This is a genomic window from Occultella aeris, from assembly GCF_902703175.1.
In the GTDB taxonomy this organism is placed as follows: domain Bacteria; phylum Actinomycetota; class Actinomycetes; order Actinomycetales; family Beutenbergiaceae; genus Occultella; species Occultella aeris.
The window spans coordinates 1-13825 of sequence record NZ_CACRYJ010000026.1 but is presented as its reverse complement, the minus strand read 5'-3'; the positions used below and the strand labels follow the sequence as shown (position 1 = coordinate 13825).

Here is a 13825-nt window from a genome sequence, read left to right as displayed (position 1 = left end):
GGAAGGCCCCGGGCGAGCGCGTTGTCACGACCGTAGAAGCGCAGGTCGCCCGCCGCGAACACCCAGGCCGGGGTGTCCGCGAGCCACCAGTTGACCAGATCGAAGTGGTGCGAGGCCTTGTGCACTAGCAGCCCGCCGGAGTTCGCGCGGTCGCGGTGCCAGCGGCGGAAGTAGTCCGCGCCGTGCGCCGTGTCGAGGGCCCATTCGAAGTGCACCGACGTGACGGTCCCGATCCGGCCGGAGGCGATGACGTCCTTCAGGGCGCCGTTGCGCGGCGAGTAGCGGTAGTTGAAGGTCAGCACGAGGGACCTGCCGGTACCGGCGATGGCGGCGGTGATCCGCTCACACCCGGGCAGGTCGGTTGTCAGCGGCTTCTCCACAACGACGTCCGCCCCAGCCATCAACGCGCGGGCGGCCAGGTCCGCGTGGGTGTGGTCCGGGCTGGTCAGGATGACGCGGTCGACCCGCTCGGTGGCGATCATCGTCTCGATGTCCGCAGGCAGGTACCGGGCCGGCAGCGGTGCGCCCGGCCGGGCCCGCGCGACCAGTTCGTCGTAGCGGTCCAGCCGACCCGGGTTCGGCTCGCACCAGGCCACCAACTCACCTGCGTCGGCGAAGGTGCCGAGCAGTGCGTCGATGTACATCCGCGCGCGCGAGCCGGTCCCGATGATCGCGTACCTCGTCATGGTGGGCGTTCTCTTCTCGTCAGGTGCTGGGCCTTGGGCTACTTGATGCCGGTCGTGGCGATCCCCTTCACCAGGTACTTCTGGCCGAACAGGAACACGACGAAGACCGGGATCAGGGAGACGATGGACATGGCGAACAGGGCACCCCAGTTCGAGGACCCGGTGGAGTCCACGAACGTGCGTAGGGCCACCGGGACCGTGTACATGTCCGGGCTGGTCAGGAAGATGAGCTGGCCGAAGAAGTCGTTCCAGGTCCAGATGAACGTGAAGATCGCCGTGGTGGCCAGCGCCGGCAGGGACAGCGGCATCATGATCCGGGCGTAGATGCGGATGTGGCCGCAGCCGTCCAGGCGGGCCGCCTCATCCAGCTCCTTCGGGATGCCCCGGAAGAACTGGACCATCAGGAAGATGAAGAATGCGTCGGTGGCGAGGAACTTCGGGACGATCAGCGGCAGGAACGTGTTGATCCAGTCCAGCTCGGAGAACAGGACGTACTGCGGCACGATCACCACGTGGATCGGCAGCATGATCGACATCAGCATGATCGCGAACCACAGCCGCCGGCCGGTGAAGTTCAGCCGTGCGAACGCATACGCCGCCATCGAGCAGGAGATCAGGTTCCCGAGCACGGCCCCCGCCACCACCACGGCGGAGTTGGCGAGGTAGTGCGTGAAAGGGTGCGCCAGCGCATTCCACCCGACCGTGTAGTTGCTCAGGTCCCACTCGGCGGGCAGCAGCGACGGGTCCCGGAAGATGATGTCGTTCGGCTTCATCGAGCTGGACACCATCCACAGCAGCGGATAGAGCATCACCAGACCGAACGCGATCAACAGCACGTGGCGCACGATCGACCGAAGGCGGGTCCGCCACAGCACCGGCCGCCGGGTGGGTGGTGCCTGCGCCGCCAGCTCGGTGAGGATGCGCCCCTGGCGGCGCACGGTCGGGGGGTCGGTCCGGGGGCCCGCAGCGCCCGCGCTGGTCTCAGTCACCGTAGAACACCCAGTACTTGGACGCGAGGAAGTTCACGGCGGTCATCCCGGCGATGATCACCAGCAGCAGCCAGGCCATCGCGGACGCGTAACCCATGTCGAATGCGCCGAACCCCCGCTGGTAGAGATAGAGCGTGTAGAACATGGTCGAGTCCGCCGGGCCGCCGGTGCCGCCGGAGACCACGAAGGCCTGCGTGAACGACTGGAACGCGCCGATCAGCTGGAGCACCAGGTTGAAGAAGATGATCGGGGTGAGCAGAGGCAGCGTGATGGAGCGGAACCGCCGGGACCGGGACGCTCCGTCGATCGCGGCGGCCTCGTAGTAGGTCTCCGGGATCTGCCGCAGGCCCGCCAGGAAGATCACCATCGGCGCACCGAAGGTCCAGACGTTCAGGATCATCAGGGTGCCGAGGGCGTAGTCCGGGTGCGACACCCAGCCCTGACCTTCGATGCCGAAGAGCGCGAGGAAGGCGTTCACCAGTCCGTTCGTGCCGAACACCTGCCGCCACAGGATCGCGATCGCAACGGATCCGCCGAGCAGTGAGGGCAGGTAGAACACGGACCGGTAGACCGCCAGGCCACGCAGGCCCCGGTCCAGCACGATCGCCAGCAGCAGCGCCGCCGCGAGCTGCAGCGGGACCGAGATCAGCACGTAGGTGAACGTGACCCCGAGCGAGTTCAGCAGCCGCTCGTCGGCGAACATCCGGACGTAGTTCTCCCCGCCGATCCAGTTGGGGTCCTGTAGCAGGTTGTAGTCGGTGAAGGACAGGTAGAGCGATGCCACGAGCGGGCCCGCGGTGATCACGAACAGCCCGATGAACCATGGGGCCAGGAAGAACGCCGCGGCACGGTTGTCCCCCTTCTGCGCGGCGCTGCGGCCGCGGCGCCGCGGCCCCGGCCGCCCGCGGCCGGACTCACGCCGCATCGTGCTCAGCTCGCGGAGTGCGGACATGCTCGTGCACCTCCCCCGGTGCGCGTCGCCGATACCGGTCCCATGCGCTCAACTCCCTCGCTCACCCGGCCGCTCGTCCCAGCTGCTCAGGAGATCGCCGTGGTCACTTCGGTCACGAACGCCACACCCGCATCCTCGGGGCTGGTCTGGCCGAACAGCACCTCCTGGTTCAGCCGGGTCAGGATGCCGGCGCTCTCCGTGGAGCCGGTCGGCCCGATCACGAAGTCGCCGTCGATGAACTCGCTGACCTGGCTGAGGAAGTCGAACTCCACCTGGGTGGTCGGCTCGAGGCCCTGCTCGGACAGGTACGCCCGGATCGTCTCGTTCGACGGGACCCCGCGGTCGGTACCGATGAGGTCGGCCGCGTCGGTGCTGTTCACGAGGAAGTCGACGAGTTGTGCGGCGGCCTCCGGGTGTTCGGTCCCGGCGTTGATCGTGTACAGCTGCGAGGCCTGCTGCCACATGGCGGACCCGTTCGGGCCGGTGTCACCAGGCACCCGGATCAGGATCAGGTCCTGCCCGGACGCCTCCCGGAACGCGCCCAGGTTGTTCGACCACCCGAAGGACATCGCGGCGAGCCCCTGCCCGAGCAGCGACTGTTCGGGTGAGGTCTGGGTGGTCAGCTCGGAGGTGATCGTGGCCGGTGGCGTCGCGCCCGACTCCATCAGACCGGAACTGTAGGTGAACCAGTCGGCGACCAGCTCCGGGGTCGCGTTGAGTGACCCGTCCGCCAGGTACAGGCCGTGCCCGGACTGGTGGTTCAGGTAGAGGTCGAGCACCTCGGCGGACGTCGGGTCGGCAGCGCCGTAGGTGCCGTCCGGGGTGTTCGCGCTGATCTCGGCCGCGATCTCCGCGAAGTCGTCCCAGGTCCACGAGTCCTGGTCCGGTAGGTCCACCCCGGCCGCTTCGAAGATCGCCGGGTTGATCACGACGCCGTAGGTGTTCGCGCCGGTCGGCACCCCGTACTGGGTGTCCGAGAAGAACCCGTTGGACAATGCGCCGGCGTCGAGCGTGGAGGTGTCCAGGTACTCGGCGACCTCGGCGAGGTCGAGGAGCGCGCCGCGGTCGCCGTACTCGCGCGGGTACGCGCCGCCCATCGTGATCACGTCCGGGGCGTCGCCGGCGGCGACCGTGGTCGCGAGCCTGTCGAAGTACGCGTTGAAGTCCACGTACTCGGTCTCCACGGTGATATTCGGGTTGGCCGTCTCGAAGAGCGCCACGGCCTCGTTCGTGATGGCGGCCCGGTCCTCGTTGCCCCACCAGGCGAAGCGGATCGTGACCGCCTCACCCTCGCCCGAGGTGCCGCCGTCGCCCGCGGCCGTGTCGCCGTCGTCCGCCTGCCCGCAGGCCGCCAGGGCGAGCACCAGGCCGGCCCCGACGATGGCCGCGACGCCGCGACCGCGGCCGTGCTCGCGCCTCGCTGAGAATCCGATGTTGCGCATGGTCGATCCCTCCCGGCGCACCCTCGCGCCGATTCGCTTCCGCTGTGAAGTGAGTGTGGATGTTCGATCTACGAACGGCTCCCACCGCCCGTTTACACCGGTGTAAAGACTCCCCGCGACGCAGCCCGATGTCAAGACCCTTGGGCTCATCCGGTGGCGGTGGACTCGCGCGTCTCGAGGCGGAACCCGGCGACGATCTCGTGCGCCGCGGCCCCGCCGCGCTCGCCGCGACCGGCGAGCCGGTCGGCGAGGAGCCCGACGGCGGTGCCTGCGATCTCGGTCCGGCCCGGGTCGATCGTGGTCAGGCTCGGGCGCGAGAAGCTCGCCTCCTCGATGTTGTCGAACCCGGCGACGGCCACGTCGCCGGGCACGGACAGGCCACGCTCGAACAGTTCCCGCATCGCCCCGAGAGCCATCACGTCGTTGAGCGCGAAGACGGCGTCCGGCGTGACCCCTCGCTCAAGGATCTCGGCCATGGCCCGGGCACCGGTTCGCCTGCTCCAGCGCTCGGCGCCCGCCACCAGCCGCGGGTCCACCTCGACCCCGGCGGCGGCCATCGCGGCGCGGAAGCCCCGCGCGCGAAGGTTCCCGGCGCCGGACTCCGAGTCGTGCCCACCGATCAGCGCGATGCGGCGCCGGCCGCCGTCGAGCAGATGCTCGGTGACCGTCCAGGCCCCCGCCTCGTTCGCCATCGCCACGTGGTCGACGCCGCGGCGCAGTGCCCGCTCACCGAGCAGCACCATCGGGAAGTCGACGTCGAGTGCACCGGCGTCCGCGGAGCGCAACGCCGTCGGCGAGTAGAGCAGCCCGTCCGTCATCCGGCGGCGCGGGCTCGTCAGTACCTCGAGCTCCCCCGCCCTGGTGCCACCGGTCTGCTCGATCAGCACGGTCAGACCGACCCGGTCGGCCGCCGCTATGACCGCGTCGGCGAGTTCGGCGAAGTAGGCCAGGCGCAGCTCCGGGACCGCGAGCGCGATCATTCCGGTCCGGCCGAGACTCAGGTTCCGGGCGGTGAAGTTCATCTGGTACCCGAGCTCGTCGATCACCCTCAGGACCCGGTCCCGCATCTCGGGGCGCACGTGGGGATAGGCATTGACGACGTTGGAGACGGTCTTGAGCGAGACACCGGCCCGCTGCGCCACGTCTCGCATCGTCACCGCGCGCACGCTCACGCTCACCTCCGCTCGCCGGATCCGGACGGAACCCGCCACGGGGAACTATGCCACCGTCAGCGTGCGAGGCCTGCCCGATGGCGCGGGCCGGTGGCGGACCTGCGACCGCAGGCCAAGCGAGATGCTCCCGGTCGCGCTGGCCCTGCTCACCGCCGACCGTCCGCCCGAACCGCCCCTCAGCGCGAGCCGACGGGCCGGTCAACGCACGCTGACGCGGCGTCGACGGTCAGCGCGACTTGAGGTACTGGCGCACCCGCGGCAGGGTGGCCACGGCACCGTTGAGCAGCGCGCCGCTGAGCAGCACGATGCCGATGATCCCGAGCGCGCGCTCCCCCGCAGTGGCGCGCCCACCGGCTCGCCGCGACCGCCCGGCACGACGCAGCAGCACGAGCCCGATACCCAGCTCGACACCCGCGGCGGCCGCCGGGACCCAGGACCGGCCCACCTCCTCCGCGCTCTCATAGAGCGCGTAAGCCCCGGCCCGGGCCTCGTCCGCGGCGACGTGCGCGGCACGGCGCATCGCCTCGGTGACCGTCACCGGGTCGATCGTGACGACGTCGTCCAGGCTGTTCGCGTCGACCTCATGGGCGAGGAACCCCGTGATCGCATCCGGTAGCCCGAGTGCAGCCACGAGCGCGGCCGGTCCGCCGTCGGACGACCGCTCCAGCGCCGTGCGCAGGGCCGCCGGATCGGCGTCCGGCCGTACCGCGGCCAGGTCTCGCACCAGGGCTCCGGCGCCGAGCTCGGCGTCGATGAAGGTGGCCACCAGGTCGGCGACCCGGTCCTCCGTCGGCACTGCGGCGAGCGCCGCGTCCCAGGTGAACAGCTGCGCGCGTTCCGGTGTCTCGATGAGCGCGACCGACGGGAACACCGCGCCGCGCTCGAGCAGCACGGCAGGCAGGTGCTCGGCCGCCCAGGTCAGCTCGGTGAGGACTGCGCCGCTCTCGATCAGCACCAGGCGGTCGTCGCCGTGCGGGGCGGCGTGCAGGCGCACCCCGGCGGCGGTGGCCAGCGACTCCAGTTGCGGCAGGCTCGCCGGGGTGAGCACCACCGCCCGGTCCGGTACCCGCGCGGAGACGACGTCGATCTCGGGATCGAACGGGTCGTCGTCGGGCTCCTCCTGGCCCTCGCCCGGCTCGGGCGTGGCGTCGAAGCCGATCTCGTCGAACGCGACGTAGGCCTGGCACTCACGCGCGAGTGCCTCGGTCAACTCAGCCACCGCGGGGCCGGGCACGACCCGCTGGCCATCCTCGTCGACGACGGCGACCCGGTCGTCGGCATCGGTGGCGATGGTCACGGCCACGGCATACGGGGCCTCGGGATCGGACTCGATCAGCGCGACGACCTGGGCTCCGTCCAGGAAGCCGCCGGCCCGGGCGGCGTGGGGCGTTCTCGCGCTGACGATCCCGGAGCGGCGGCGCCACGTCGGTGTACTCGTCATGTCTCGACCCTACCTACCGCCGAGCGTGCTGACACCCGCAACACCCGGCCGTCGGTATCGGCCCCGGCCGGTCAGGCCGACGCCGCGTCGCGGCGCTTGCGAGCCACCTCGTACAGGGCGATCCCGATGGCGGTCCCCGCGTTCAGGGACTCGGTCGCGGCAGCGATCGGGATCGAGACGATCAGGTCGCAGGTCTCGCGGACCAGGCGACCCAGGCCCTTGCCCTCGGAGCCCAGGACCAGGACCAGTGGATCGCCGGCGAGCTCCAGATCGCCGATCTCGGTGGGACCGTCGCCGTCGAGACCGACCACGAAGCAGCCGGCCTGCTTGTACATCTCCAGGGCGCGGACCAGGTTCGTGGCGCGCGCGACCGGCACTCTCGCCGCGGCGCCCGCGGAGACCTTCCACGCGGACGCCGTCACCCCGGCGGCCCGCCGCTGCGGGACCACGACCCCGTCGACGCCGAACGCACCGGCGCTACGCAGTGCCGCGCCGAGGTTGCGGGGGTCGGTGATGCCGTCGAGTGCGACGATCAGAGGGGTGTGCCCGTTGCCGGTGGCGACGTCGAGCAACGCCTCGGGCTCGACGTAGGCGTACGCAGGAACCTGGATGACCACGCCCTGGTGCACACCACCGTCGGTGAACCGGTCGAGCTCGGCCTTGGAGACCTCCAACAGCGGCAGGGACCGGGCAGCCACCTCGCGCAGGATCTCCCGGGTCCGGTCATCGGAGTCGATCCGGTGGGACAGGTACACCGTGGAGACCGGGATGTCCGCGCGCAGGGCCTCGACCACCGAGTTCCGGCCACCGACGTATTCATGGGATTTCGCGGAGGAGCGGCCCTGCGACCGGCTCGGCCCGCTGCCACGCCCGCTCTTGGCGGCGTCACGCTCGGAGGCCGCCTTGCGCTTGGCGGCCGGGTGGTAGGGCCGGTCCTCCGCCTTCGGGGTGGGCCCACGCGCCTCGAGGGCCTGGCGGCCGTGGCCGCCGGTACCGACCCGGGCGCCCTTCTTGGAGCCGGGCTTGCGCACGGCTCCCTGACGTCGAGAATTACCGGCCACTTGTGCCACCCTTCACGCTCCACCGGGCGCCGCCCGGGGAGTCCTCGACAACGATTCCCGCTGCCGTCAGTCGTTCGCGCAACGCGTCCGCACGCGCCCAATCCTTCTCGGCCCGCGCCTGGACGCGCTCGGCGAGCACCGCCTGCACGAGGACGCCGAGCGCCTGCTCCGCTGCGCCGTCGGCGGCTCGTCCACCGACCCACGGCTGCGCCAACGGGTCGATCCCGAGCACGTCGAGCATCGTCCGCACCTGCGCCTGCGCGGTGCGAACCTGAGCTCGGTCCTGCGCGGCGAGCGCCGTGTTGCCGGCGGTCACATGCTCGTGCACGACCGCGAGCGCAGCGGAGACGTTCAGGTCATCGTCCATCGCGGCCGCGAACGCCGCGGGCACGTCGGTGCCGGCCACCTCCTCACGGGTGAGCGCGCCGACGAGTTCCACGGCGCGCTGCACGAACCCGGAGATCCGCTCCCAGGCGGCGCCGGACTCGTCGAGGCTGGTGTTCGAGAACTCCAGTGTGGACCGGTAGTGCACCGCGCCGAGGGCGTAACGCAGCACGACGGCTTCGCCGTGTTCGAGCACGGCGTCCACCGTGAGGGAGTTGCCGAGCGACTTGCTCATCTTCTCCCCGCCGACCGTCACCCAGGCGTTGTGCATCCACAGGTTCGTGAATCCCCACCCGGCGGCGCGCGACTGGGCCTGCTCGTTCTCGTGGTGGGGAAAGCGCAGGTCGATGCCGCCGCCGTGGATGTCGAAGGTCTCGCCCAGGTACTTGTGCGCCATCGCCGAGCACTCCACGTGCCAGCCGGGCCGGCCGCGGCCCCACGGAGTGGGCCAGGAGGCCCCGTCCGGGTCGGAGCTCTTGGTGGCCTTCCAGAGCGCGAAGTCCCGCGGGTCGCGTTTGTCCGAGGCCTCCTCCTCCACTGTGGAGAGGTTCTCCAGGAGTTGCCGGGTGAGTTCGCCGTACTTGCCCCAGGAGCGCACGTCGAAGTACACACTGCCCGCGTCGCCGACGTAGGCGTGGCCGCGCTCGACGAGCATCTCGATCAGCTCGACCATCTCGGTGACGTGCCCGGTGGCCCGCGGCTCGTACGTGGGCGGCGCGACGCCGAGCATCTCGTAGGCCCGGTTGAACTCCCGCTCGAACCGGTGCGCCCAGGCCCACCACGGCACGTCGGCCTCGGCGGACTTGTTGAGGATCTTGTCGTCGATGTCGGTGATGTTGCGGACCAGGGTGACGTCCAGGCCGTTGCGGTTCAGCCAGCGGACCAGGATGTCGAACGCGATGGCCGAGCGCACGTGCCCGATGTGCGGCGCGCCCTGCACCGTGGCGCCACACAGGTAGATGCCGACCCGTCCTGGTTCACGTGGGACGAAATCGCGCACCTCACGGGTGGCGGAGTCATACAGGCGCATGGTCACTACGGGAGTTTATCGGCCACACGCCGGCCCGGGCACCTGCGGGGTGGTGGGGCCCCGCGGGTTGCCCGAGGTCAGGGGGCGGCGATGACGTCCTGACGCTGGGAGCCGAGTCCCTCGACGCCGAGCTCGACCACGTCGCCGGGGGCGAGCCACTGCTGCGGGGACTTGCCCATGCCGACGCCGGCGGGGGTGCCGGTGTTGATGAGGTCACCCGGTTCGAGCACCATGAACTGGCTCAGGTAGTGCACGATGAACGTGGGCGAGAAGATCATGTCCTTGGTCGAGCCGTCCTGCTTGGACTCGCCGTTCACGGTCAGCCACAGGCGCAGGTTGCGCACGTCGCCCACCTCGTCCGGGGTGACCACGTAGGGGCCGGCCGGGTTGAACGTCTCGGCGGACTTGCCCTTGGACCACTGCCCGCCGCGCTCGATCTGGAAGGCTCGCTCGGACACGTCGTGCGCCGTGAGGTACCCGCCGATCACCGCTTCGGCGGCGGCCTCGTCCTCGAGGTAGCGCGCGCGGGCGCCGATGACGATGCCGAGCTCCACCTCCCAGTCCGTCTTCTCCGAGCCGCGCGGGATGTGCACGGTGTCGTTCGGGCCGACGAGCGTGTTCGGGGACTTCGTGAACAGCACCGGCTCGTCCGGGGCCGCGGCGCCGGACTCCGCGGCGTGGTCGGCGTAGTTCAGGCCGATGCACAGGATCTGGTGCGGGCGGGCGATCGGGGCACCGAGTCGTTGGTCACCGAGGTCGGTCACCTGACCCGCGGCCACGCGCTCGGCCACGACCGGCGCCAGCGCGGCCGGGCCACCGCCGGCCCAGAACGCGGCGTCCACGTCGCCGATGACGTCGGAGACATCGACATAGCGACCCTCGTCCACGAGCACACCGGCCCGCTCCGCTCCGAACTCTCCGACTCGCAACAGCTTCATTGACTCTCGCCTCTCGTGGTTTGCCCGGGCTCGGGCAGGGCTGGGACGTCGACGACCGACCCCGATCGGGCCGAGTCTAGGAGCGCCTCGACCGCGGCGACGGCGGCGGCCGCTGGGCGAGACGGGCCCAGGTTCTCGCCACGGCGCAGGACCAGGTCGATGAATGACTCGACCGGCCGGCCGGCCCGGTAGGCGCTCTCGTGCTGGTCCGGCTCGTACTCGACGGCCGTGCCGTCCTCCCGCTGCCAGCGCACCCGGGCCCGCAGCAGGTCGTGGCTGACCTCGCCGCTGCTGCCGAGGTAGCGGATGTGCTGACGGTGCGGCACGCCGTCGGGCGTCGCCGCGGTACCGATGGCCACCCCGAGCGCGCCCCGCTCGAGGGTGAACGTCATCGCGTCCTGCACGTCGACATCGGTCCCGAGGCGTCGCTGGTCGGTGAACGCGGCGACCCTGCGGACCTGCTGCCCGGTGCACCAGCAGAGCAGCCCGAGCACGTGGGCAAGCTGGGTGGTGGCGTGGCCGCCACCGTTCGCGGCCGAATAGGCACCCGGGTGCCGCCGCTCGGGGGCGTCATCGCCCGGGTCCGACCCCGCGGCCGCGAACAGGGCGACCGCCGAGGACGAGAACTCGGCGGTCACCTGCCGCAGCTGCCCGATGCCGTCGCGAACGGCACGCCGTGAGAAGGCTGCCGCGTCGCTGTACTGGTGCGTCAGGCCGACCGCCAGGTGCAGACCGGCCCGCTCGGCCGCCGTCGTCATCGCGAACGCGTCCGCCGAGGTGACCGCGAGCGGCTTCTCGACGAGCACGTGCCGCCCCGCGGCGAGGGCGGTCAGGACCGGCTCGCGGTGGTGGGCGTTGGGTGTCGCCACGAGAACCACGTCGACGGCGCAGGCCGGGTCCGCGAGCGCCGTCGCCAGGTCCGGGTAGGCCCGGGCGCCGGTGCGCGCCGCGAGCGCCCGCGCACGCACGGCATGCGGGTCACAGACCGCGACCAGTTCGGCGTCAGGATGCGCCAGGAGCGCAGGCACATGATGGTTCGTCGCCCACCAGCCCGCGCCGACCAGAGCGAACCGCACGGGAGTCGCTGCGACCGCCGTCATCGCCGGCCCCCCACCGCGAGCGCCATCAGAATCCGGCGTCTGCCGGGTCGATGCCGACGCCGGGTCCCTCGGAGGGCGCCGGCACGCCTGCGGCCGGGCCGAGGCCCACCATGATCTCGGCGAGGCATCCCGGGCCGGTGGCGGCCAGCAGGTGCAGCGCCCAGGGCTGCAGGGCCGCGGCGTGCGGCGCGAACGTCACGCCCTGGGCCGTTGCCACGGTCGCGAGCGTCTGCGCGATCCGCAGGCCGCCGCACCAGGTGACGTCGGTCTGGAGCACGTCGACGCTGCGGGTGCGCAGCAGGTCGAGGCCGGCCCGCAGCCCGAACGCGTGCTCGCCGGACGCCACCCGGACACCGGTGATCGCCCGGCGCAGCTCCTGGTGCCCGTCGAGGTCGTCCGGGGCGAGCGGCTCCTCGATCCAGCCGAGCCCGAGGTCGGCGGCCGCGCGGGCGAACGCGACGGCGGTCGGCACGTCCCAGGACATGAAGCAGTCGACGGCGAGCTGGACGTCGGCCGGCACCCGCTCGCGCACGGCGGCCAGCACCTCGAGGTTGCGCGCCACGTTGGTCGGACCGTCCGCGGGCCCGTACGGCATCGGGACCTTGACGTACGCCGCGCCGGGGAGCAGGTCGGCGGGCAGGTCCACGCTCGCGTCGGCGGCGGTGAGGTAGTACGGCAGCGCACCAGGGCTGCCGCCCAGCAGTCGGTACAGCGGCACGCCGGCGGCCCGCGCTGCCGCGTCCCAGAGCGCGAGGTCGACGGCGGAGGTCGCCATGGCCACGGCGCCACCGGCCGCGTAGGGCTGCGCCACCCGGCCGAGTTCCGCCGTCAGCCGGGCGACCTCGCGCACGTCCTGCCCGACGAGCAGGTCGCGCAGGTGCTCGGTGAGCAGCGCCGCGATCACCGCGCCGCCACGTGCCTGGCCGATCCCGAACACCGCCGGGTCCTCGGTGGCGATGTGCACCCAGACGACGTCGGAGCCCGGACCTCGCCAGGAGGAACGGCGCTCACGGAACCGGGGGAACGGTGCCAGCGGCGTCGAGATCCGCTGCGAGTCGAGCCATGTGTTGGCCGAGAACGGCGCGGTCCGGACCGTCACCGAGCGCACGGGGATCGCGGTGGGTCCGGGCGCCGTCGGCATGGAACCAGACGCTAGCGCACCCGACGCGATCGGTTCTATGACACGAACATGGATTCGACACCTTGAACCGCCGGTCGAGTTGTGACACGGTAACGGCGGGCGAACTTCTGCCGAACCCCATCCGAACCGTGAGATGCAACGTAGCCACCGTCACGGCCGAACCAATAGCCTGCTGGCGGGCTCACATTCGGCAACATCCGAGCAAGCGGGATGGTGTCGGCGCAGGGAGCGCCCGACTGCTTCATCAGATTGCATCGCTCGGCGACGCGCGATGTGCGACGAACCAAGGAGACTCCATGAAACGCCTCACCGCCGTCCTGGCATCCGTCACCCTCGCCGCCGCCGGCCTGGCCTTCACCGCGACCGCCGCGTCGGCCGGCCTCACCACCCGGTGCGTCGGCGAGGCCGGTGCCGTCACCGTCCCCGGGGACCTCGTGGTCCCCGCCGACAAGACCTGCGTGCTCACCGGCACGACGATCGACGGCGCCGTCCGCCTGCAGCCGGGCGCCAACCTGATCATCACCGACGGCTCCATCACCGGCGCCGTGGTCCTGAACGCGGACAGCTACTTCGACGCGGTCGGCACCTCGGTCGGCGGCAACATCAACAACCGCGACGGGTACGGCGTGTACCTGGAGGACGCCACCGTGGCCGGCGCGTACGTCGGCCAGGCCGGTGAGAGCGCCAACCCGTTCTTCTACGCCGTCGGCGCGAACGTGGACCGTCGCGTCGAGGCCGTCCAGGGTGCGCTCTACCTGGAGAGCACGCAGGTCGGTGGCCCGGTGACCGCCATCGGCACCGAGTACGCCGATGTGGTCGACTCCACGCTGCTGCGGGACCTGACCGTGTCCGGCAACGTCGCGGGTGCCACGCTGTGCGGCTCCGAGGTTGACGGCAACGTCACCTACACCGAGAACGGTGGCGTCCAGGTGGGCACCGGCTCGTCCATCGCGGTCTGCGAGGACGTCACCTACATCGGGGGCAGCCTCACCGCCTCCAACAACACCGTCGGCGTGGCCGTGAACGAGGCCATCATCCGCGGTGACCTCGGTGGCGAGGGCAACGACCCGGCCCCCACGGGTGCCGACAACCGCGTCCGCGGCGAGATCTCCGGTCAGTTCGTCGACCTGGCCCCGGCCTCACAGCCGCAGGCTCGGACGTTCGGCGCCGAGGTGTCGAACGAGCAGATCCTGCTCGACAGCATCACCGAGCGTCGCGCTGCCAGCGAGGCAGAGGCTGCCGCGGACGGTCCCGCCAACCTCTGAGTTCCCAGCATCGCCCCAGCACCACTCAGAACGCCCGGGTGTCGGCCATCGGCCGGACCCCGGGCGTTCTGGCGCCCTCCCAGGTTCCCCTCCCGCAGATCTGGCGGCAGATCTGGCCGCAGCCCCCGCCCCGCCCCCCGGGCCGGCGGCCGCGAGGTTCGGCGCCCAGGCGATCCGGGGCGACGACGAGCACGTGCTCCGCCGTGATCGTCGGTGACGTCAGC

The 13825-nt window shown here is 71.3% G+C and carries 13 protein-coding genes; 1 reads left to right on the top strand and 12 read right to left on the bottom strand.

Going from position 1 to position 13825, the window contains the following annotated elements:
- The 11 genes from HALOF300_RS09735 to HALOF300_RS09685 form a co-directional block, all read right to left on the bottom strand.
- The coding region (locus HALOF300_RS09735; protein WP_197522443.1) for a Gfo/Idh/MocA family protein at positions 1 to 686 on the bottom strand (686 nt) is incomplete at its 3' end.
- A 38-nt stretch (positions 687 to 724) separates the two neighbouring features.
- Positions 725 to 1675, bottom strand: a complete 951-nt coding sequence (locus HALOF300_RS09730) for a carbohydrate ABC transporter permease (protein ID WP_408636797.1) — start codon at positions 1673 to 1675, stop codon at positions 725 to 727.
- Positions 1668 to 2627 carry a carbohydrate ABC transporter permease gene (locus HALOF300_RS09725; protein ID WP_156740766.1) on the bottom strand — a complete coding sequence of 320 codons (960 nt, stop codon included), beginning with the start codon at positions 2625 to 2627 and terminating at the stop codon, positions 1668 to 1670. Before HALOF300_RS09725 ends, HALOF300_RS09730 begins: the two co-directional genes overlap by 8 nt.
- A gap of 86 nt (positions 2628 to 2713) precedes the next feature.
- The gene (locus HALOF300_RS09720) at positions 2714 to 4069 is read right to left on the bottom strand and encodes an ABC transporter substrate-binding protein (protein ID WP_156740765.1); all 1356 of its coding nucleotides are present in this window, start codon (positions 4067 to 4069) and stop codon (positions 2714 to 2716) included.
- Positions 4070 to 4215: 146 nt separating this feature from the next.
- Positions 4216 to 5241 carry a LacI family DNA-binding transcriptional regulator gene (locus HALOF300_RS09715; RefSeq protein WP_231955196.1) on the bottom strand — a complete coding sequence of 342 codons (1026 nt, stop codon included), beginning with the start codon at positions 5239 to 5241 and terminating at the stop codon, positions 4216 to 4218.
- A 226-nt stretch (positions 5242 to 5467) separates the two neighbouring features.
- Entirely contained in the window at positions 5468 to 6682 is a 1215-nt protein-coding gene (locus HALOF300_RS09710; RefSeq protein ID WP_156740764.1) for a hypothetical protein, read from the bottom strand.
- 71 nt (positions 6683 to 6753) lie between these two features.
- Complete coding sequence (rlmB, locus tag HALOF300_RS09705; RefSeq protein WP_156740763.1) at positions 6754 to 7743, bottom strand: 23S rRNA (guanosine(2251)-2'-O)-methyltransferase RlmB; 990 nt, start codon at positions 7741 to 7743, stop codon at positions 6754 to 6756.
- Positions 7733 to 9163, bottom strand: coding sequence for a cysteine--tRNA ligase (gene cysS / locus HALOF300_RS09700; RefSeq protein ID WP_156740762.1), 1431 nt, complete (start codon positions 9161 to 9163; stop codon positions 7733 to 7735). Before cysS ends, rlmB begins: the two co-directional genes overlap by 11 nt.
- Before the next feature lie 71 nt (positions 9164 to 9234).
- On the bottom strand, positions 9235 to 10095 hold the full coding sequence (locus tag HALOF300_RS09695; protein WP_156740761.1) for a fumarylacetoacetate hydrolase family protein: 861 nt from the start codon (positions 10093 to 10095) through the stop codon (positions 9235 to 9237).
- Positions 10092 to 11195, bottom strand: a complete 1104-nt coding sequence (locus HALOF300_RS09690; RefSeq protein ID WP_156740760.1) for a Gfo/Idh/MocA family protein — start codon at positions 11193 to 11195, stop codon at positions 10092 to 10094. The genes HALOF300_RS09695 and HALOF300_RS09690 overlap by 4 nt, the downstream gene beginning before the upstream one ends.
- A gap of 25 nt (positions 11196 to 11220) precedes the next feature.
- Positions 11221 to 12336, bottom strand: a complete 1116-nt coding sequence (locus HALOF300_RS09685; RefSeq protein ID WP_156740759.1) for an enolase C-terminal domain-like protein — start codon at positions 12334 to 12336, stop codon at positions 11221 to 11223.
- 296 nt (positions 12337 to 12632) lie between these two features.
- On the opposite strand from HALOF300_RS09685, the gene HALOF300_RS09680 reads away from it, so the two are divergent.
- Positions 12633 to 13601, top strand: coding sequence for a hypothetical protein (locus HALOF300_RS09680; protein ID WP_156740758.1), 969 nt, complete (start codon positions 12633 to 12635; stop codon positions 13599 to 13601).
- A 25-nt stretch (positions 13602 to 13626) separates the two neighbouring features.
- Here the strand turns inward: HALOF300_RS09680 and HALOF300_RS27315 are convergent.
- On the bottom strand, positions 13627 to 13825 hold a 199-nt coding region (locus tag HALOF300_RS27315; protein WP_231955193.1), incomplete at its 5' end, for a hypothetical protein.

Excerpts from the sequence above, each read along its gene's own strand:
- HALOF300_RS09725 (WP_156740766.1), bottom strand. The coding sequence starts at position 2,627 with ATGTCCGCACTCCGCGAGCTGAGCACGATGCGGCGTGAGTCCGGCCGC.
- HALOF300_RS09720 (WP_156740765.1), bottom strand. The coding sequence starts at position 4,069 with ATGCGCAACATCGGATTCTCAGCGAGGCGCGAGCACGGCCGCGGTCGC.
- HALOF300_RS09710 (WP_156740764.1), bottom strand. The coding sequence starts at position 6,682 with ATGACGAGTACACCGACGTGGCGCCGCCGCTCCGGGATCGTCAGCGCG.
- HALOF300_RS09695 (WP_156740761.1), bottom strand. The coding sequence starts at position 10,095 with ATGAAGCTGTTGCGAGTCGGAGAGTTCGGAGCGGAGCGGGCCGGTGTG.
- HALOF300_RS09690 (WP_156740760.1), bottom strand. The coding sequence starts at position 11,195 with ATGACGGCGGTCGCAGCGACTCCCGTGCGGTTCGCTCTGGTCGGCGCG.
- HALOF300_RS09685 (WP_156740759.1), bottom strand. The coding sequence starts at position 12,336 with ATGCCGACGGCGCCCGGACCCACCGCGATCCCCGTGCGCTCGGTGACG.
- HALOF300_RS09680 (WP_156740758.1), top strand. The coding sequence starts at position 12,633 with ATGAAACGCCTCACCGCCGTCCTGGCATCCGTCACCCTCGCCGCCGCC.